This is a genomic window from Amycolatopsis sp. DG1A-15b, assembly GCF_030285645.1.
Taxonomy (GTDB): domain Bacteria; phylum Actinomycetota; class Actinomycetes; order Mycobacteriales; family Pseudonocardiaceae; genus Amycolatopsis.
In genome coordinates, this window is record NZ_CP127296.1 from 3,376,949 (window position 1) to 3,398,049 (window position 21,101).

1 protein-coding gene and 2 pseudogenes (1 of these 3 cut by a window edge) are annotated in these 21,101 nt (G+C 74.1%); all 3 read left to right on the forward strand.

What is annotated here, in order from left to right:
- Positions 1-14,775: the 3' portion of a type I polyketide synthase gene (locus QRY02_RS15435; RefSeq protein WP_285992208.1), read on the forward strand. The gene continues 13,380 nt to the left of window position 1, outside the view; only the last 14,775 of its 28,155 coding nucleotides appear in the window; the start codon falls outside the window, past its left edge; it ends in the stop codon at positions 14,773-14,775.
- Positions 14,772-20,828 (forward strand): annotated as a pseudogene (locus QRY02_RS15440) (SDR family NAD(P)-dependent oxidoreductase); the annotation flags it as partial. The gene QRY02_RS15435 and the pseudogene QRY02_RS15440, both read left to right, overlap by 4 nt.
- A gap of 33 nt (positions 20,829-20,861) precedes the next feature.
- Positions 20,862-21,077, forward strand: a pseudogene (locus QRY02_RS48850) (type I polyketide synthase); the annotation flags it as partial.
- Between the last annotated feature and the right edge of the window lie 24 nt (positions 21,078-21,101).

Sequence of the window (21,101 nt, forward strand, 5' to 3'; positions counted from 1 at the left end):
CCGGTTTCCCTGCGCGGCAGCAAGACCGGCGTGTTCGCCGGCGTGATGTACAACGACTACGGTTCGCGCCTCTCCCCGGCGCCGGAGGGCTTCGAAGGGTTCCTCCTCGCCGGGAACCAGGCGAGCGTCGTGTCCGGCCGGGTGTCGTACACGCTCGGGCTGGAGGGCCCGGCCGTCACGGTCGACACCGCGTGCTCGTCGTCCCTGGTGGCGACCCACCTGGCCGCGCAGTCGCTGCGCACCGGTGAATGCGATCTCGCGCTCGCCGGCGGAGTGGCCGTGATGGCGACGCCGACGACGTTCATCGAGTTCAGTCGCCAGCGGGGGCTGGCCCCCGACGGCCGGTGCAAGTCGTTCGCCGCCGGCGCCGACGGCACCGGGTGGGGTGAGGGTGCCGGAATGCTCGTCCTCGAACGGCTCTCCGACGCCGAGCGGAACGGGCACCCGGTGCTGGCCGTCATCCGCGGTTCCGCGGTGAACTCCGACGGCGCGTCCAACGGCCTCACCGCGCCGAACGGCCCCTCCCAGGAACGGGTGATCCGGCAGGCCCTCGCCAACGCCTGTCTGTCCACATCGGACGTCGACGTGGTCGAGGCGCACGGCACCGGGACGACGCTCGGCGACCCGATCGAAGCGCAGGCCTTGCTGGCCACCTACGGGCAGGACCGGTCCGAGCCGCTGTGGCTCGGCTCGATCAAGTCCAACATCGGGCACACCCAGGCGGCGGCCGGGGTGGCCGCATTGATCAAGATGACCGGGGCGCTGAACCACCGGCAGCTGCCGAGGACCCTGCACGTCGACGCGCCCTCCCCGCACGTGGACTGGAACTCCGGTGCCGTCTCGCTGCTCACCGAGGCCCGGGAGTGGCCCGACGTCGACCGGCCACGCCGGGCCGCGGTGTCGTCGTTCGGCATCAGCGGCACGAACGCGCACCTGATCATCGAGGAGCCACCGGCCGCCGAGCCCGCACCCGACCGGGATCCGCGACGCCGGGTCGTGCCGTGGGTCCTCTCGGCGCAGTCACCGGCGGCGCTGCGGGCGCAGGCCGAGCGGTTGCTGTCCGTAGTGGACCTCGACCCGGTGGACGTCGGTTTCTCGCTCGCCACGACGAGGCCGGCACTCCAGCACCGCGCGGCGGTCGTGGCCGCTGACGCCGAGGAGTTCCGGAGTGGCCTCGCCGGCTTGGCCGCAGATGTGCCCGCCGCACACGTCGTCACCGGAACGGCCGGAGCGGCCAAGCCGGTGTTCGTGTTCCCGGGTCAGGGTTCGCAGTGGGCCGGAATGGCCGTCGACCTCCTCGACACCTCCCCGGTCTTCGCCGCCCGCATGCAGGAATGCGCCGACGCCCTCACCGAATACTGCGACTGGTCACTCCTCGACATTCTTCGCAACCAAACCGCCCTCGACCGCGTCGACATCGTCCAACCCGCCCTCTGGGCCGTCATGGTCTCCCTCGCCGAACTCTGGCGCTCCATCGGCGTCCCCCCCACCGCCGTCATCGGACACTCCCAAGGCGAAATCGCCGCCGCCACCGCCATCGGCGCACTCACCGTCCAGGACGGCGCCAAAGTCGTCGCACTCCGCAGCCAAGCCATCCGCACCCACGCCCGGCCCGGCGGCATGGTCTCCCTTTCCCTTTCCGCCGAAGACACCCACGAACTGCTCTCCCCCTGGGCCGGACACATCCACATAGCCGCCCACAACGGACCCACCGCCACCGTCGTCGCCGGCGACATCGACGCGCTGGACGAACTCCTCGCCCACTGCGAAACACACGACATCCGCGCCCGCAGGATCCCCGTCGACTACGCCTCCCACACCCCGCACATGCACGTGCTGCGCGACGAACTCCTCGACATCCTCGCCGACCTCGAACCACGGTCCACCGGCATCCCGTTCTACTCCACCCTCCACGGCGAACCCGTCGACACAGCGACACTCGACGCCCAGTACTGGTACGACAACCTCAGCACCACCGTCCACTTCGCCCAAACCATCGACAAACTCACCCAACACGGCCACACCCTCTTCATCGAAACCAGCCCCCACCCCGTCCTCACCACCACCATCGAGACGGGAACCGCGATCGGTACTCTCCGACGCGATGAAGGAAACCTCACCCGCTTCCTCACCTCCGCCGCCACCGCTCACACCCACGGCCAGGAAATCGACTGGGCGGCGGTGTTCGGTCCCGACGCGCGGCGGGTCGACCTGCCCACCTACCCCTTCGAGCGGCAGCGGTACTGGCTGGACGCCCCGGCCCGGTCCGGGGACGTCACCGCGGCGGGCCTGGGCTCCGCCGGGCACCCGTTGCTCGGCGCGGCGGTCGAGCTGGCCGACGGCGCGGGCGTCGTCTTCGCCGCGCTGCTGAGCCCGGACACGCACCCGTGGCTCGCCGACCACGCCTTCGCCGGCACCGTGCTGCTTCCGGGCACGGCGTTCCTCGAGCTCGCCCTCCACGCCGGGCACCAGGTGGGCTGCCCGCAGGTCGCCGATCTCACGCTCGAAGCTCCGCTTCCGCTCGGATCGGCCGTCTCCCTGCAGCTGTTCGTCGGGGAGGCCGACGCAGCGGACCGGCGGCCGATCAGTGTCTATTCCCGTCCCGCAGGCGACACCGACAGCTGGACCCGCCATGCCACCGGCCTGCTCACCGGTGAGGCCGCCGCGCCGGAACCGCCGTCCGGTGCGTGGCCCCCACCCGGTGCCGTGCCGTTCGACTTGGCCGGCGCCTACGAACGCCTCGCCGGGCAGGGTTACGAATACGGCCCGGCGTTCCGGTGCCTGCGTGCGGTCTGGCGGCGCGGCGACGAGGTCTACGCCGACGTCCGCCTCCCGGACGGTGTCGAGCCCCGCGGGTTCGGCCTGCACCCGGCGCTGTTCGACGCCGCGCTTCACCCTCTCGTGCTCGGTGCCCTCGGCGAAACCGAACCGGACCTGCTGCCGTTCTCGTGGAGCGGGGCCTCGCTGCACGCGGTCGGCGCGCCGGCCCTCCGCGTCCGGCTGTCCCGTGCCGCCGACGGCACTGTCGGCATCACGGCCACGGACCCGGCAGGCACTCTGGTGTCCACACTGGACTCGCTGTTGCTGCGCCCGGTCGCGCGTGAGCGGCTCACCGCGGCGCCGCGCTCGCTGTACCGCGTCGAATGGTCGGCGGTCAGTCCGGAGACCACCACGGACTGGGCGTTGCTCGACGAGTTCGGCGGCGAGCACACCGCCGTCCTCGTCCCGCCCGCCGCCGACGGCGACGTTCCGGCCCGGGCCCACGAGATCACGCGGCAAACCGTGCGGCAGCTGCAGGAGTGGCTCGCCGACGACCGGTTCGCGAAGACCCACCTCGTCGTCGTGACTCGCGAGGCGGTCGGTCTCGGCGGCAAAGCGGACCTCGCGACAGCGCCGCTGTGGGGCCTGGTCCGCAGCGCCCAGGCCGAGCACCCCGGCCGGATCAGCCTCCTCGACGTCGACACGGACGTTCCGGCAGCACTCCCCCTCGGCCATCCGCAACTCGCGCTGCGAGACGGAACCGCCTACGCGCCCAGGCTCGCCCCGGCCGTCCCCGGTGAGCCGACGGTGCTCGACCCGGACGGCACCGTGCTGATCACCGGCGCCGGCACGCTCGGCCGCCTCCTCGCGCGCCACCTCGTCACCGGACACGGCGTCCGGCACGTCGTCCTCGCCAGCCGCCGCGGCACCGGCACCGATCCCGGGCCCGACACCGGCGTCACCGCCGTGGCCTGTGACGTCAGCGACCGCGAAGCCCTCGTCCGGTTGCTCGGCACCATCCCCGCCGAGCACCCGCTGACCGCCGTCGTCCACACCGCCGGCGTGCTCGAGGACGCGACCGTCGACAACCTCACCGCCGAGCAGCTCGACGCCGTCCTCCGGCCCAAGGTCGACGCCGCCTGGCAGCTGAGCGAGCTCACCGGCGTTCCGCTCATCCTCTTCTCCTCGGCCGCGGGTGTCCTCGGCACCCCCGGCCAGGCGGGCTACGCGGCCGCCAACACCTTCCTCGACGCGCTGGCGCACAACGAACCCCGCATTCGCTCCCTCGCCTGGGGCCTGTGGAACCCGGCCACCGGCATGACCGCGCACCTCGAGACCGCCGACCGGGTCCGGCTCGCCCGAACAGGGCTGGCGCCGATGTCCGTCGAGGAAGGCCTCGCGCTCTTCGACGCGGCTCTCCGCACCCCGGATTCGCTGCTCGTTCCCGCCTCGCTCGACACCGCCACGCTCAGCTCGGCCGACGCCGTGAATCCCCTGTTGCGCGGCCTGGTCCGCACCCCGGTCCGCCGCGCCGTCGCCGCCGGGCCCGGGTCCGGCACGGCGCTGACGGACAAGCTCGCCGGCCGGCCGGAACCCGAGCAACGGCAGCTCCTCCTCCGCCTGGTCCGGAGCACGGCCGCCGCGGTGCTCGCACATCCCGATCCGGACGCGGTCAGCGCCGGGCAGGCGTTCCGCACCCTCGGCTTCGACTCGCTCACCGCGGTGGAACTGCGCAACCGGCTCGCCGCGGCGACTTCGCTGTCGCTGCCCGCGTCGCTGATCTTCGACCACCCGACGCCCACGGCGCTCGCCGAGCACTTGCGGAGGAAGCTCCTCGGCGGCACCACGGCGTCGTCGGCCGCGGTGGCGACCACCGCGGCCGTCGACGAACCGATCGCCATCGTCGGCATGGCGTGCCGCTACCCCGGCGGGGTCACCACGCCCGAGGACCTCTGGCGGCTGGTCGAGTCCGAAGCAGACGCCATCGGCGGCTTCCCGGACGACCGCGGCTGGAACCTCGGCGCGCTCTACCACCCGGACCCCGACCACCCGGGCACGTCCTACGTCCGTCAGGGCGGTTTCCTCTACGACGCCGGTGAGTTCGACGCCGAGTTCTTCGGCATCAGCCCGCGCGAGGCGCTCGCCACCGACCCGCAGCAGCGGCTGCTGCTGGAGACCGGCTGGGAAGCGATCGAACACGCGGGCATCGACCCGGCCGCCCTGGCCGGCAGCCGGACCGTGGTGTTCACCGGCGTCATGTACGACGACTACGGCTCGCGGCACGTCCAGGCTCCGCCCGGGTTCGAGGGCTACCTGGTCAGCGGCAGCGCGGGCAGTGTCGCGTCCGGGCGGCTGTCCTACACCCTGGGTTTGGAAGGGCCCGCCGTCACGGTGGACACCGCGTGCTCGTCCTCGCTCGTCGCGATGCACCTCGCCGCCCAGGCGCTGCGGACCGGCGAATGCACGCTGGCTCTGGCGGGCGGGGTCACGGTGATGGCGACGCCGGCGGTGTTCATCGAGTTCAGCCGCCAGCGCGGGCTCGCACCCGACGGCCGCTGCAAGTCCTTCGGCGCCGGCGCGGACGGCGCGGCCTGGGCCGAGGGGGCCGGGATGGTCGTGCTGGAACGGCTCTCCGACGCACAGCGCAACGGCCACCGCGTGCTGGCCGTGCTCCGCGGTTCGGCGGTCAACCAGGACGGCGCGTCCAACGGCCTCACCGCCCCGAACGGCCCCTCCCAGGAACGCGTCATCCGCCAGGCCCTCGCGAACGCCGGGCTGTCCACGTCGGACGTCGACGCGGTGGAGGCACACGGCACCGGCACGTCGCTGGGCGACCCGATCGAAGCGCAGGCGCTGCTGGCGACCTACGGCCAGGACCGCGACGAGCCGCTGTGGCTCGGGTCGGTCAAGTCGAACATCGGGCACACCCAGGCCGCCGCCGGGATCGCCGGCGTGATCAAGATGGTGCAGGCGATCGAGCACGCCACCTTGCCGCGGACCCTGCACGCCGACGAACCGACCCCGCACGTGGACTGGGCCACGGGGGCGGTTTCGGTGCTCACCGAAACCCGCGACTGGCCACGGGCCGGCCGGCCGCGCCGCGCCGCCGTGTCTTCGTTCGGCATCAGCGGCACCAACGCCCACCTCATCCTCGAACAGCCTCCCGCCACCGAACCGGCGCCGGCTCCCGCTGCCCCGCCGCCGGCGAACCCGGTCCTGTGGCCGCTTTCCGCGAAGTCGCCCGCGGCGCTCCGAGACCGCGCACGGCAGCTCCTCCCGCTCGCCGGCGGGGAAGGCGCGGACGTCGGCTTCTCCCTGGCCACCACCCGTACCACCTTCGGCCACCGTGCGGTGGTCACCGGAGACCTCCGCCGTGGCCTCGAAGCCCTCGCCGCCGGTGACCCGGACGCCGGCGTCGTCACCGGGATCGCCGATCGCCCGGCGAACCCGGTCTTCGTCTTCCCCGGCCAGGGTTCGCAGTGGATCGGCATGGCCGAGCTGCTGCTGGACACTTCCGAGGTGTTCCACCGCCGGATCACCGAATGCGCCGGCGCGCTGGCCGAATTCTGCGACTGGTCGCTCCTGGACGTGCTGCGCGGCGGTTCGCTGGACCGCGTCGACGTCGTGCAACCCGTGCTGTGGGCGGTCATGGTCTCCATCGCCGAGCTGTGGCGCTCCTACGGCGTCCGGCCCGCGGCGGTGATCGGGCATTCGCAGGGCGAGATCGCCGCCGCGACCGTCACCGGTGCGCTGTCGGTGTCCGACGGCGCGCGGGTGGTCGCGCTGCGGAGCCAGGCGCTCGGCGCGCTGGCCGGACAGGGCGGCATGATGTCGGTTTCCCTTCCCGCCGCCGAACTCGGGGGGTACCTGGGCGAGTCCGTGTCGATCGCGGCCGTCAACGGGCCGCGGTCGGTCGTCGTGTCCGGCGACCCGGACGCCCTCCGGCGATTGCGGGACGAGCTCACCGCGGCCGGGCACCGCGCCCGGATGGTCGCCGTCGACTACGCTTCCCACTCCGCACACGTGGAACGGATCCGCGAGGACCTGCTGCGGCGGCTGGCCCCGGTCCGTCCACAAGCGACGGACGTGCCCTTCCTCTCGACGGTCACCGGGGCCGCGCTCGACACGGCGACCCTCGACGCCGGCTACTGGTACCGGAACCTGCGCACGACCGTGCGGTTCGAGGAGGCCACGCGAGCCGCCCTCGCCGCGGGCCACGACCTGTTCATCGAGGCCAGCGCGCATCCGGTGCTCGTCATGGGCGTCCAGGAGACCATCGACGCGACCGGCGCTGATGCCGCCGCGCTCTCCTCCCTGCGCCGCGACGACGGCGGGCTCGACCGGTTCTTCCATTCGCTCGCCGAAGCCCACGTCCACGGGGCCGAGATCGACTGGGCCGCCGTGTTCCCCGGCGCGCGCAAGGTCGAACTGCCGCGCTACCCGTTCCAGCACCGTCGCTACTGGCTGGCGGCGCCCGAGGTGGCAGGCGACGCCACCGCGTTCGGCCTGACCGCCGGCGGGCACCCGCTGCTCGGCGCGGCCATCGGGCTCGCCGATGGCCGGGGGCACGTCGCCACCGGCCGGCTTTCCCCGCGCACCCAGCCGTGGCTGGCCGACCACGCCGTCGCCGGTGCCGTGCTGCTGCCCGGCGCCGCGTTCGCCGACCTCGCCCTGCACACTGCCGCGACCGTGGGCGAGGACCGCGTGGACGAGCTCACCCTCGAAGCGCCGCTGGTGCTCGACGGGGACGAAGAAGCCACGCTCCAGCTGGTGGTCCACCCGGCCGATGGCACCGGCCGCCGCCCGTTCACCGTGTTCTCCCGCACCGGCGAGGAGGAGCCGTGGACCCGCCACGCCACCGGCCTGCTCGCCAGTGGCGGCACCCGGCCGCGCGCGGACTGGGCGACGGCTTGGCCACCACCGGGTGCGACTCCGGTCGACCTCGGCGACGCCTACGACCGGCTGGCCGACCACGGCTACGAGTACGGCCCCGCGTTCCAGGGCCTGCGGTCGCTCTGGTCGCGTGGTGCCGAGCGGTTCGCCGAGGTCGCCCTCCCGGACGACGTCGGCGCCGGGGGGTTCGGCGTCCACCCCGCCCTGCTCGACGCCGCTCTGCACCCGGCGGTCCTGGAACTGCTCGGCGGGCCGCTGCACCTGCCGTACTCGTGGACCGGCCTCACCGCGCACGCTCGTGGCGCCACCGAGGTCCGGGTCCGGCTCTCGCCGACGGCTTCCGGTGCGACCGAGGTGGCTCTAGCCGACACGGCGGGCACTCCGGTCCTCACCGTCGAGGCACTGCATTCACGGCCGGTGCCCGCCGGGCGGCTCACCACGAGCCGGCAGCCGCTGTACGCCGTCGAGTGGACCGCGGTCGACGCCCCCGCCGGGAACGGCGGCGACTGGGCGGTGCTCGGCACCGGCGACCTCGGCCTCGGTGTCCCCGCCCACCCCGAGCTCGCCGCGTTCCCCTCGGCTCCCGCGGTGGTGATCACCGAGTGCACCGCCGCCGGCGGGCCGGTGATCGAGGCCGCACACGAGTCCACGTACCGGATGCTCGGCCTCGTCCAGCGCTGGCTGGCCGACGAGCGGTTCGCCGGGTCACGGCTCGTGGTCGTCACCAGGGACGCCGTCGACACCGGCGACACCCCGGTCGACCTCGCCACCGCCCCGGTCTGGGGCCTGCTGCGGACCGCGCAGCTCGAGCACCCCGGCCGGTTGTCCCTCGTGGACGGTCCGGCGACGGCGGCGGCGATCCGGGCCGCCACCGCGGAACCGCAGCTCGCGGTCCGGGACGGACGGCTCTTGGCCCCCCGCCTCGCCCGGCTCGCGCCGGCGCCCGCCGACCCCTTCGGCGACGGCCCGGTCCTCGTCACCGGCGCGACCGGCGGCCTCGGCCGCCTGCTGGCCCGGCACCTGGTCACCCACCACGGGGTGCGGGACCTCGTCCTGCTCAGCCGCCGGGGCGGCGCCGGCGGCCTGGCCGAGGAACTGGCAGGCCTCGGGGCGCGGGTCATCGTCGCCGCGGCCGACGCCGGTGACCGCGCCGCGCTGGCGCGGGTGCTCGAGGCACATCCGGTCACCGCGGTCGTGCACGCGGCCGGCGCTCTCGACGACGGCGCGCTGGACACCCTCCTGCCGGCCTCGGTCGACGCGGTCTTCCGGTCCAAGGTCGACGCCGCATGGCACCTGCACGAACTGACCCGGGAACGCCCGCTCACCCGGTTCGTCCTGTTCTCCTCGGCCGCCGGTGTGCTGGGCAGCGCGGGCCAGGCCAACTACGCGGCCGCCAACGCCTTCCTCGACGCGCTGGCCGCGCACCGCCGTGACCTCGGCCTTCCCGCCGTTTCCCTCGCCTGGGGACTCTGGGACGCCGACAGCGGCATGACAGCCGCCGCGGACCGCGCGCGGCTGCACCGGGCCGGCATCGCGCCGATGCCCACCGAGGAAGGGCTCGCGCTGTTCGACGCCGCGCTCGCCGCGGACCGCGCGCTCGTCGCCCCGGTCCGGTTCGACACCGCCGCCCTGCGTGCCCAGGCCGTGCCCCATCCGTTGCTGCGCGGGCTGGTTCCCGCGGCAAGGCGGGCAGGCTCCGCGAAGGACGTCCAGGAGCGGCTGCCCGAGATCGTGCGCGGCGCGGTGGCGGCCGTCCTCGGCCACGGCGATCCGGGTGCGGTCGACGACGTCCGGCCGTTCAAGGACCTCGGCTTCGACTCGCTCACCGCGATCGAGCTGCGCAACCGGCTCAGCGCGGCCACCGGGCTCCGGCTGCCTGCCACACTGGTCTTCGACCACCCCACCACGGCCGCACTGACCGCGTACCTGCGCGGTGAGCTGGCCGGTACCTCCGCCGCGAAACCGGTCGCGACCACCGCCGTGGCCGACGGCGATCCGGTGGTGATCGTCTCGATGGCCTGCCGCTTCCCCGGCGGGGTCCGCTCGCCCGAGGACCTGTGGCAGCTGGTCACGTCGGAAGCGGATGTCATCGGCGGCTTCCCCGCCGACCGCGGCTGGGACCTCGACGCGCTGTACCACCCGGACCCCGACCACGCCGGCACCTGCTACACCCGCCACGGCGGTTTCCTCGACGGCGCGGGCGATTTCGACCCGGCGTTCTTCGGCATGAGCCCGCGGGAAGCCCTGGCCACCGACCCGCAGCAGCGGCTGCTCCTGGAAACCGGCTGGGAGGTCTTCGAGCGGGCCGGCATCGACCCGGCCGCACTGCGCGGCAGCGGCACCGGGGTGTTCACCGGCGTGATGTACGACGACTACGCCTCTCGCGTCCGCGAAATCCCGGCCGAGCTGGAGGGCTACCTCGTCAGCGGCAGCGCGGGCAGCATCGCCTCCGGCCGCGTCGCCTACACGTTCGGTCTCGAAGGCCCGGCGGTCACGGTCGACACCGCGTGCTCGTCCTCGCTCGTCGCGATGCACCTGGCCGCACAGGCGCTGCGTGCCGGGGAATGCGACCTCGCGCTGGCCGGCGGAGTCACCGTGATGGCCACGCCGGCCACGTTCGTCGAGTTCAGCAGGCAACGCGGGCTCGCTCCGGACGGGCGGTGCAAGTCCTTCGCCGACGCGGCCGACGGTGCCGCGTGGTCCGAAGGGGCCGGGCTCGTCCTGCTCGAGCGGCTGTCCGACGCGCGGCGCAACGGCCACCCGGTCCTCGCCGTCCTCCGCGGCTCCGCGGTCAACTCCGACGGCGCGTCCAACGGGCTCACCGCCCCGAACGGCCCCGCACAGCAGCGCGTGATCCGGCAGGCACTGGCCGCCGCCGGCCTCGCCGCTTCGGACGTCGACGCGGTCGAAGCGCACGGTACCGGCACCACCCTCGGCGACCCGATCGAAGCTCAGGCCTTGCTGGCCACCTACGGCCAGGACCGGGCCAAGCCGCTGCGGCTCGGTTCGGTCAAGGCGAACATCGGGCACACCCAGGCCGCGGCCGGGGTCGCCGGGGTGATCAAGATGGTGCAGGCGATCCGGCACGGGTTCCTGCCGCGCACCCTGCACGTCGACGCACCGACGTCCCGGGTGGACTGGAGTGCGGGTGCGGTGTCCCTGCTCACCGAACCCGAGGACTGGCCCCGGGTGGACCGGCCGCGCCGCGCCGGTGTGTCCTCCTTCGGCATCAGCGGCACCAACGCCCACCTGATCCTGGAAGAGCCCCTGGCCGAAGCGCCTGCCGAGCCGGCAGCACCGCCGGTCACCGGCGGTGTGCTGCCGTGGCCGCTTTCGGCCCGGACCGAGCGAGCACTGGCCGACGCGGCGAGCCGGCTGGCGGAGGTCGAGCCGTCCGTCGACATCGCCTACTCCCTCGCCACGACACGGGCGGTGTTCGAACACCGCGCCGTCGTGATCGCCCGGAGCGGGCCGGCACTGGCGGACGGCCTTGCCGCCCTGGCCGCGGGGACGCCCGCGGCACACGTCGTACGCGGGACGGCGGCTGCCGGGGCGACCGCGGTGCTGTTCACCGGCCAGGGCAGCCAGCGGCTCGGCATGGGCCGCGAACTGCACGCGGCGCAGCCGGTGTTCGCGACGGCCTTCGACGAGGTGTGCGCCGAGCTCGACCACCACCTCGACCGGCCGCTCCGCGACGTCGTCTTCGGCGAAGACGCGGCGCTGCTCGACCGGACCGACTTCGCCCAGCCCGCCCTGTTCGCCCTCGAGGTCGCGCTGTACCGGCTGCTCGAGCACTTCGGCGTGCGAGCCGGGTACCTGGTGGGCCACTCCGTCGGCGAGATCTCCGCGGCGCACGTCGCCGGCGTCCTGTCCCTTGTGGACGCCGCGACGCTGGTCACCGCCCGCGGGCGGCTGATGCGGGCGGCGACACCCGGCGGCACGATGATCGCCGTCCAGGCGAGTGAGGAGGAGGTCCTCCCCCTCCTGGCCGGGAAAGAACGTCTCGCCGGAATCGCGAGCGTCAACGGGCCCGCGTCCGTGGTCGTCTCCGGCGACGACGAAACCGTCACCGCCCTCGCCGCGCACTGGCGGGAGCGGGGCCGGAAGACGAGCAGGCTGCGCGTCAGCCACGCCTTCCACTCGCCGCACATGGACGCGGTGCTCGACGACTTCCGGCGGATCGCCGGGAGCCTGACCTATCACGAGCCGCGGACCCCGATCGTCTCCACCGTCACCGGCGGAATCAGCGAAGACGTGCGCACGCCGGAATACTGGGTGCGGCAGATCCGGCGCCCGGTCCGGTTCCTCGACGCCGTACGGGCCCTGGAAGCGCACGGCGTGGCGGTGTGCCTCGAAGCGGGTCCCGACGGCGTGCTGACCGCGGCGGCCGAGGACTGCTTCACCGAGTCTCCTGGGCTCGCCTCCGTGCTGCGGCGCGACCGGCCGGAACCCGAAACCCTGTTCACCGCGCTGGCCACCGCGTACGTGCGGGGCACGCGCATCGACTGGGCCGCGGTGTTCCCCGGCGGCGGCCGGCGAGCCGACCTGCCCACGTATCCGTTCCAGCACCGGCGGTTCTGGCTCGACGCGCCCACCGGCACCGGGGAAGCCGCCGCGGGGCAGCACCGCGCGGAGCACCCGCTGCTCGGTGCCGCGGTCGAGCTGGCCGACGGCGGAAGCACGGTGTTCACCGGCAGGCTTTCCCGTTCGGCCCAGCCGTGGCTGGCCGACCACGCCGTGCTGGGCACGACCGTCGTCCCCGGCAGCGCGCTGGTCGAGCTGGCGCTGCACGCCGGCCGGCGGTCCGGCTGCGATCGCCTGGAAGAGTTCACCTTGCGCGAGCCCCTCGTCCTGCCCGGCCGGGGTGGCGTGCGCGTGCAGGTCACCGTCGGCGCGGGTGACGAGACCCGGCACCGCACGGTTTCCGTCCACGCCCAGCCCGAACACGACGACGCGCCGTGGACCGTGCACGCCACCGGCGTCCTGACCGGAGCCGCGCCTGCCGAGGCGGCCGGCCCCTGGTCGCCGGCCGGCGTCGCGATCGACGTCGTCGAGGCCTACGACCGGCTGGCCGACGGCGGCTACGAATACGGGCCCGCGTTCCAGTGTCTGAGGGCCGCTTGGCAGGACGGCGACGACGTCTACGCCGAAGTCGCGCTCCCCGAGGACCGGGGCGCGGACCGGTTCGGCCTGCATCCCGCACTTCTGGACGCGGCCCTGCACCCGCTGGTCCTCCGGACGCTCGGCGGTGAAGTGCTGCTGCCGTTCGCCTGGCGCGGGGTCACCGTGCACCGCACGGGCGAGCGCGAACTGCGCGCCCGGATCACCCGGACCCCGGACGGCTACGCCCTGCGGATCACCGGCGCCGACGGCTTGCCGGTCATGACGGTCGACGAGCTGGCCGTGCGCCCGGTCCCCGCGGGCGGGTTCGCCGCCAAGCAGGTTCTGCACCGGGTCGGCTGGTCGCCGATCACCGCGGACACCACCACGGACTGGGCGTTCCTCGACGAGTTCGACGGTGAGCCGACCGTCGTGATCACGCCGGGCCGGGCGGACGGCGACGTGCCCGCCCAGGCCCACGCCGTCGCCCGGAACACCCTGCGGCAGCTGCAGGACTGGCTCACCGGAGAACAGTTCGCCGACACGCGCCTCGTCGTCGTCACGCACCGTGCCGTCGAGGTGGGCAACGACGTCGACCTCGCCATGGCGCCGGTGTGGGGCTTGGTCCGCAGCGCCCAGACCGAAAACCCGGGCCGCGTCACACTCGTCGACGTCGATGCGGACGTCCCGGCCGAACTGCCCGTCGGCGAACCACAGCTGGCGGTGCGCGAAGGCGTCAGCTACGCGCCGGCGCTGCTGCCTGCCGAGCCCGCAACGGACAAGCCGCGGCTCGATCCCGAGGGGACCGTGCTCGTCACCGGCGGGACCGGTGCGCTCGGCAGGCTGATCGCGCGCCATCTCGTCCGGGCACACGGCGTCCGCCACCTGCTGCTGGTCAGCCGCACCGGCGGCACGGTCGACCTCGACGCGGACGTGACCGTCGCGGCCTGTGACGTCTCCGATCGCGACGCGCTGGCCCGGCTGCTCGACGCCATCCCGGCCGAGCACCCGCTCACCGCCGTCGTCCACGCCGCCGGGGTCGTCGAGGACGCCGTCGTGGCGTCCCTCACCCCGGAACGGCTCGACGCCGTCTTCCGTCCGAAGGTCGACGCCGCCTGGCACCTGAGCGAGCTCACCGCCGTGCCACTCATCCTGTTCTCCTCGGCGGCGGGTGTGCTCGGGACCGCGGGACAGGCCGGGTACGCCGCCGCCAACACGTTCCTCGACGCACTCGCCGGGCACCGGCCCGGCATCCGGTCGATCGCCTGGGGTGTCTGGGAAGCGGGCATGGCGGACGCCCTCGGTGGTGCCGATCTCGCCCGGATCCAGCGATCCGGCCTGACCGCGCTGACGACCGACCAGGGCCTCGCCCTGTTCGACGCCGCGCTGGAGCACACCCACGCCGTCGCGGCCCGCTTCGACAGCGCGGCGCTGCGGGCACAGGCCGAGGCAGGCACCCTCCCACCGGTGCTGCGCGGGCTCGTCCGCACCCGCCCCGCGGCCGCGAAAGCCGGGCCGACGTTGATCGAGCGGCTCGGCGACAGGCCGGAATCCGAGCAGGAGAAGATCCTCCTGGACCTGGTCCGCACGCACGCCGCGGCCGTGCTCGGCCACCCCGATCCCGGCACGATCCGCCCGGACCACGCGTTCGCCGAACTCGGGTTCGACTCGCTGACCGCCATCGAACTGCGCAACCGGCTCAGCACCGAAACGCGGGTCAAGCTGCCTGCCACGCTCGTCTTCGACCACCCGACCCCGGCCGTGCTCGCCCGGCGCATCCGCGGTGAGCTCACCGCCCGCGAGCCGTCCGGTGCCGGGCTCGTCGAGGCCGAACTGGAGCGGCTGGAAGCCACGTGGGCGAAGCTCGCCGACGACGCCGAGGCCCGCGAGGTGCTCGGCCGCCGGCTTCACGACCTGCTCGGCAGGCTGAACGGCGAGGACTCCTCCGGCCAGGCCGTGACCGAACACCTCGAATCCGCATCGGACGACGAGATCTTCGCCTTCATCGACAACGAGCTCTGACGACCACCCACCGCCGAGAAGGGTTCACGATGGCCAACGAGGACAAGCTCCGCGAGTACCTCAAGCGGGTCACCGCCGACCTGCACGCGGCCCGGCAGCGCCTGGCAGGCGTCGAAGCGGGGCTGCGGGAGCCGGTCGCGATCGTGGGCATGGCCTGCCGCTATCCGGGCGGCGTCGCCAGTCCCGAAGACCTGTGGCGGCTGGTGGAGTCCGAAGGGGACGCCATCGGCGAGTTCCCGGCCGACCGCGGCTGGCGCGTCGCCTACGATCCCGACCCGGACCACGCCGGGACGTCGTCCACGCGGCACGGCGGATTCCTGGCCGACGCGGCCGGGTTCGACCCCGGGTTCTTCGGCATGAGCCCCCGCGAGGCACTGGCCACCGATCCGCAGCAACGGCTGCTCCTCGAGACGTCGTGGGAGGCGGTGGAGCGCGCCGGGATCGACCCGGTTTCCCTGCGCGGCACCAGGACCGGTGTGTTCGCCGGGATCATGTACGGCGATTACGGCTCACGCGTCAAGCCGGTTCCGGAGGAGCTGGAGGGCTACCTCGGCGCGGGCAGCGCGGGCAGTGTCGCGTCCGGCCGCGTCGCCTACGCGCTGGGCCTGGAGGGCCCGGCCGTCACGGTCGACACCGCTTGCTCGTCGTCACTGGTGGCCCTGCATCTCGCCGCTCAGTCGCTGCGCGCGGGCGAGTGCACGCTCGCCATCGCCGGCGGGGTCACGGTGATGGCCACGCCCGACGGGTTCGTCGAGTTCAGCAGGCAGCGCGGCCTCGCACCGGACGGCCGTTGCAAGTCCTTCGCCGCCGCGGCCGACGGCGTCGCCTGGGCCGAGGGCGCCGGCCTGCTGCTCCTGGAAAAGCTCAGCGACGCCCAGCGCAACGGCCACCCGATCCTCGCGGTCGTCCGCGGCTCCGCGGTCAACTCCGACGGTGCGTCCAACGGCCTCACCGCACCGAACGGGCCGTCGCAGGAGCGCGTCATCCACCAAGCCCTCACCAGTGCCGGTCTGTCCACATCGGACATCGACGCGGTCGAAGCGCACGGTACCGGCACCACCCTCGGCGACCCGATCGAGGCTCAAGCACTGCTGGCCACCTACGGTCGCAATCGGGAAACGCCGCTGTGGCTCGGCTCGGTCAAATCCAACCTCGGGCACACCCAGGCCGCGGCCGGGGTCGCCGGGGTGATCAAGACGGTGCTCGCCTTGCGGCACGGCGTCCTGCCGCGGACCCTGCACGTCGACGCACCGTCACCCCACGTCGACTGGAGCGCGGGCGCGGTTTCGCTGCTCACCGAGACCCGGCCGTGGCCGCCGGTCGACCGGCCGCGCCGCGCGGCCGTGTCGTCGTTCGGGATCAGCGGCACCAACGCCCACGTCGTGCTGGAACAGGCTCCCGAGGCGGAACCCGGGCCCGCCACCGGCGAAGGGCCCGTGCTGTGGCCGCTTTCGGCGAAGACCGAGCCGGCGCTGCGCGAGCAGGCCCGGCGGCTCCTGCCCTGGGCCGGCGGCGAACTGTCCGCCACCGATATCGGTTACTCGCTCGCCACCACGCGCACCGCCTTCGAGCACCGGGCCGTCATCAGCGGGAACCTTCGCGAGGGTCTCGAAGCGCTCGCCGCCGGCAGGCCGGCACCGGACGTCGTCACCGGCACGGCGGCGAGCGGCGAACTCGCCGTGCTGTTCACCGGGCAAGGCGCGCAGCACGTCGGCATGGGCCGCGAACTGCATGCCGCTTTCCCGGTGTTCCGGGCCGCGTTCGACGAGGTGTGCACGGCCATCGGCCCGCACCTCGACCGCCCGCTCGCCGAGGTGATGTGGACCGACGCCGCGCTGCTCGACCGGACGTCGTACACGCAGCCCGCCCTCTTCGCCCTCGAAGTGGCGCTGTTCCGGCTGTTCGAGTCGTGGGGCGTGCGGCCCGGCTTCCTCGCCGGGCACTCCGTCGGCGAGATCAGCGCCGCCCACGTCGCGGGCGTGCTCTCCCTCGCCGACGCGGCCACCCTGGTCTGCGCCCGTGGGCGGCTGATGGAGGCCCTTCCGGCGGAAGGCGCGATGGTCGCCGTCGAGGCCACCGAGGAGGAAGTGCTTCCGCTCCTGACCGGAACTGCCGGGATCGCGGCGGTCAACGGCCCGGCCTCGACCGTCGTCTCCGGTGCCGAACAACCGGTGCTCGCCGTGGCGGCGCACTTCGCCGCGCTCGGCCGCCGGACGCGGCGGCTGGCCGTCAGCCACGCCTTCCACTCGCCGCTGATCGACCCGATGCTCGACGAGTTCCGCGCGGTCGTCGACGGCCTCGCCTTCGCCCCGCCCCTGATCCCGGTCGTGTCGACGCTGACCGGGGAACCGGCCGACCTCGGCACGGCCGGCCATTGGGTGCGGCACGCCCGGGAAGCGGTCCGGTTCGCCGACGCCGTCCGCCGGCTGGGCAGCGAGAACGTCACCACCTTCCTGGAGCTCGGGCCGGGTGGGGTCCTCACCGCCATGGCACCGGAAACGCTGGCCACCGCGAACGCCGTTCCCACGCTCCGCAAGGACGTTCCCGAGCCGCAGGCGGTGCTGGCCGCGCTCGCCGCGGTCCACGTGCACGGCGGCGCCGTCGACTGGCCCGCGTTCTTCGGCCCGGCCCGCCTGGTCGGCCTGCCCACGTATCCGTTCCAGCGCGCGCGGTTCTGGCTCGACGCGCCGGCGGGCGCCGGGGACGTCACCGCGCTCGGCCAGGACCAGCCCGAACACCCGCTGCTCGGCGCGATGATCTCGCTCGCGGACAGCGACTCCGTCGTCCTCACCGGCCACGTCACCCCCGGCACCGCCGGGTGGCTCGCCGACCACACCGTGCTGGGCTCGGTGCTGCTGCCCGGCACGGCCTTCGCGGACCTCTGCCTGCACGCGGCCCGGCGCACGGGACACGCCGGGGTCGAAGAACTCCTCCTCGAAGCCCCGCTGGTCCTTCCGGCCGAGGGTGTGCAGCTGCAGGTCACCGCCGAGGGCACGGAGGTCGCCATCCACTCCCGGCCGGGGCCGGACCGGCCCTGGACCCGGCACGCCACCGCCACCCTGACCGACGACGTCGCCGTTCCCGCCGCGCTGACGGCGTGGCCGCCCGCGAGCTCGGCCCCCGTACCGGTCGACGGGGTCTACGAGAAGCTCGCCGCGCTGGGCCTGGACTACGGTCCGGCGTTCCGTGGCCTGCGAGCGGCCTGGCGGAACGGCGACGACCACTACGCCGAGATCGAACTGCCCGCGGAGCTCGCCACCGGCGGCTACGGCGTCCACCCGGCCCTGCTCGACGCGAGCCTCCACCTCCTCGCCACCGAACCGCGGCTGCCCTTCAGCTTCGGCGGCCTCGCGGTGCACGCCACCGGCGCCGCCGCGGCCCGCGTCCACCTCACCGCGACCGGGCCGGGCTCCGCGCGGATCCGCCTGTACACCGCGGCCGGCGCGCCGTTGGCCACCGTGGAGAACCTGACGACCCGGCCGGTCTCCGCGGCCCAGCTCGCGACCGCCGCCCGGCAGTCGCTGTTCACCGTGGCGTGGACCGCCGTCGAACCGGCCACGGCAGCGGGAAGGTGCGCGGTGCTCGGGGAGGACGCGGCGGTGATCGCCGCGGTCGAAACCGCGCTCGGCACGGTCCCGGCCCATCCGGACCTGGACGCGCTCGGTGCCGCGCTCGACTCCGGCGCGGCCGTGCCCGGCACCGTGCTCGCCACGCTTCCGGCGGACACCGGCGGCCACGAAACGACCCTGCTGGGGCTGGACCTGGCGCAGCGCTGGCTCGCCGATCCGAGGTTCGCCGCGTCCCGGCTGGCGCTGGTCACCAGGGCCGCGGTCGCCACCGGCACCGGCCGGATCGACCTCGTGAGCGCCCCGTTGTGGGGGCTCTTCCGGTCCGCGCAGTCGGAAGCGCCGGACCGGTTCGTGCTGATCGACGTCGACGGCGAACCCGCGTCGTACGAAGCACTTCCCGCCGCGCTGGCCACCGGCGAACCGCAGCTCGCCCTGCGCGGCGGCGAGATCCTCGCGCCCCGGCTGGCGCGCGCCGGCGAAGGCGCCCTCGTCCCGCCGGACACCGGCTCCTGGCGGCTCGACGTCACCGCGAAGGGCACCTTGGAGAACCTCACGCTCACCCCGGACGCCGCGGCGGACCGTCCACTCGCCCCGGGCGAGGTGCGGATCGCGATGCGGGCCGCGGGCCTGAACTTCCGCGACGTCCTCGCCGCACTGGGCATGTATCCGGGCGACATCGTGATCGGCGGCGAAGGCGCCGGGGTGGTGGTGGAGACCGGCCCCGGCGTCACCGACCTCGCGCCGGGAGACCGGGTGTTCGGCCTGGTCGAAGGCGCGTTCGCCCCGGTCGCCATCGCCGACCGGCAAACGGTGACGACCATGCCGGACGGCTTTTCCTTCGCCGAAGCCGCCGCGATCCCGATCGTCTACCTGACCGCGTACTACGCGCTGAAGGACCTCGCGCGCACGAAACCCGGCCAGCACATCCTGATCCACGCGGCCGCGGGCGGGGTCGGCATGGCCGCCACGCACGTCGCGCACCACCTCGGCGCGCACACGCACGCCACCGCCCACCCCGGCAAGTGGCCGGTCATCGCCGGGCACCGGCACGACACCGTCGCGAGCAGCCGCACCCTCGACTTCGAGCACCAGCTGCCGCACCCGGTCGACACCGTGCTCAACTCCCTCACCGGCGCCGCCCTCGACGCGTCGCTGCGCGTGCTCAAGCCGGGCGGCCACCTGCTGGAGATGGGCAAGACCGACCTGCGCGATCCGGCCGACATCGCGCGGCGGCATCCCGAGGTCACCTACGAGCCCTTCGATCTGATCGAGGCCGGCCCCCGGCGGACCCAGGAGATGCTTCGCGAACTGGTCGCGCTGTTCGAGAAGTCCCAGCTGCCGCCGCTGCCGATCACGGTGTGGGACATCCGTGAGGCGCCCCAGGCGTTCCGGTACCTGCAGCAGGCCCGGCACACCGGCAAGATCGTGCTCACCCTCCCCGCGCGGCTCGACCCGGACCGCACGGTCCTGATCACCGGCGGAACCGGCACGCTCGGCGCGCAGGTGGCCCGGCACCTGGTCGCGGCGCACGGCGCCCGGCGGCTGCTGCTGACCAGCCGCCGGGGACCCGGCGCCGAGGGCGCCGCCGAACTCGAAGCGGAACTCGCCGGGCTCGGCGCCGAAGTCACCGTCGCGGCCTGCGACGCCGCCGACCGCGACGCCCTCTCGAAGCTGCTGCACGGCATCGACCTGACAGCGGTGATCCACACCGCCGGTGTTCTGCGCGACGGTGCGCTGGCCGCGCAAACGCCCGAAGGCACGATGGCCGTGCTCGCGCCGAAGGCCGACGCCGCGCGGAACCTCCACGACCTGACCCGGAAGCACGACCTCGCCGCGTTCGTGCTGTTCTCCTCGATCGCGGGCGTCTTCGGCAATCCGGGCCAGGCGAACTACGCCGCCGCCAACACCTATCTCGACGCGCTCGCCCACGACCGCCGCGCCCAGGGCCTCCCGGCGCAGTCGCTCGCCTGGGGGCTGTGGACCGGCGGCGGGATGGGCGGCGCCCTCGACGACGCCGGGATCGCGCGGCTCCGCCGGTCCGGCCTCGCCCCGCTGTCCGCGGAGCAGGGTCTCGCCCTGTTCGACGCCGCACTCGCCACGCCGGATGCCGGTCTGGTCGCGACGCCGGTGGACGGCAAGGCCGCCGCGGAGTCCGTGCCACCGCTGCTCCGCGCTCTGGTCCGGCCGGCCGTCAGGTCCACAGTGGACGACCCCGCGAAGGTGCGGCTCGACGGCATCGCCCCGGCCGAGCAGCGCGAACAGCTGGTCGCCTTCGTCCGCGGGCACACCGCGGCCGTGCTCGGCCACGGCTCCGCCACCGCGGTCGATCCGCGGCGGCCGTTCGCCGAGCTCGGGTTCGATTCGCTGACCGCGGTCGAGCTGCGCAACCGGCTCGCCGCCGCCACCGCGCTCAAACTCCCGACGACCCTCGTCTTCGACCACCCGACGCCGTCGGCGCTGGCCGGGTACCTGCACGCCGCGCTGGCGCCCGGAGAACCGGACGTGCCGCCGGTGCTGGCCGAACTCGATCGCCTCGAGCAGACCCTCGACGCGCTGCCCGCCGGTGCGGCGGAGCGCGGCCGGATCACCACCCGGCTGCAGGCCCTGCTGTCGAAGTGGCTTTCCGCCGGCGAGCCCGGCGAGGACGAAGCGATGACCGACCGCATCGAAACCGCCAGCACCGACGAGATCTTCGCCTTCATCGACTCCGAGCTGGGCCGGGCGCGGGACTGACCAGGAAAGCAGAACGCAGATGAC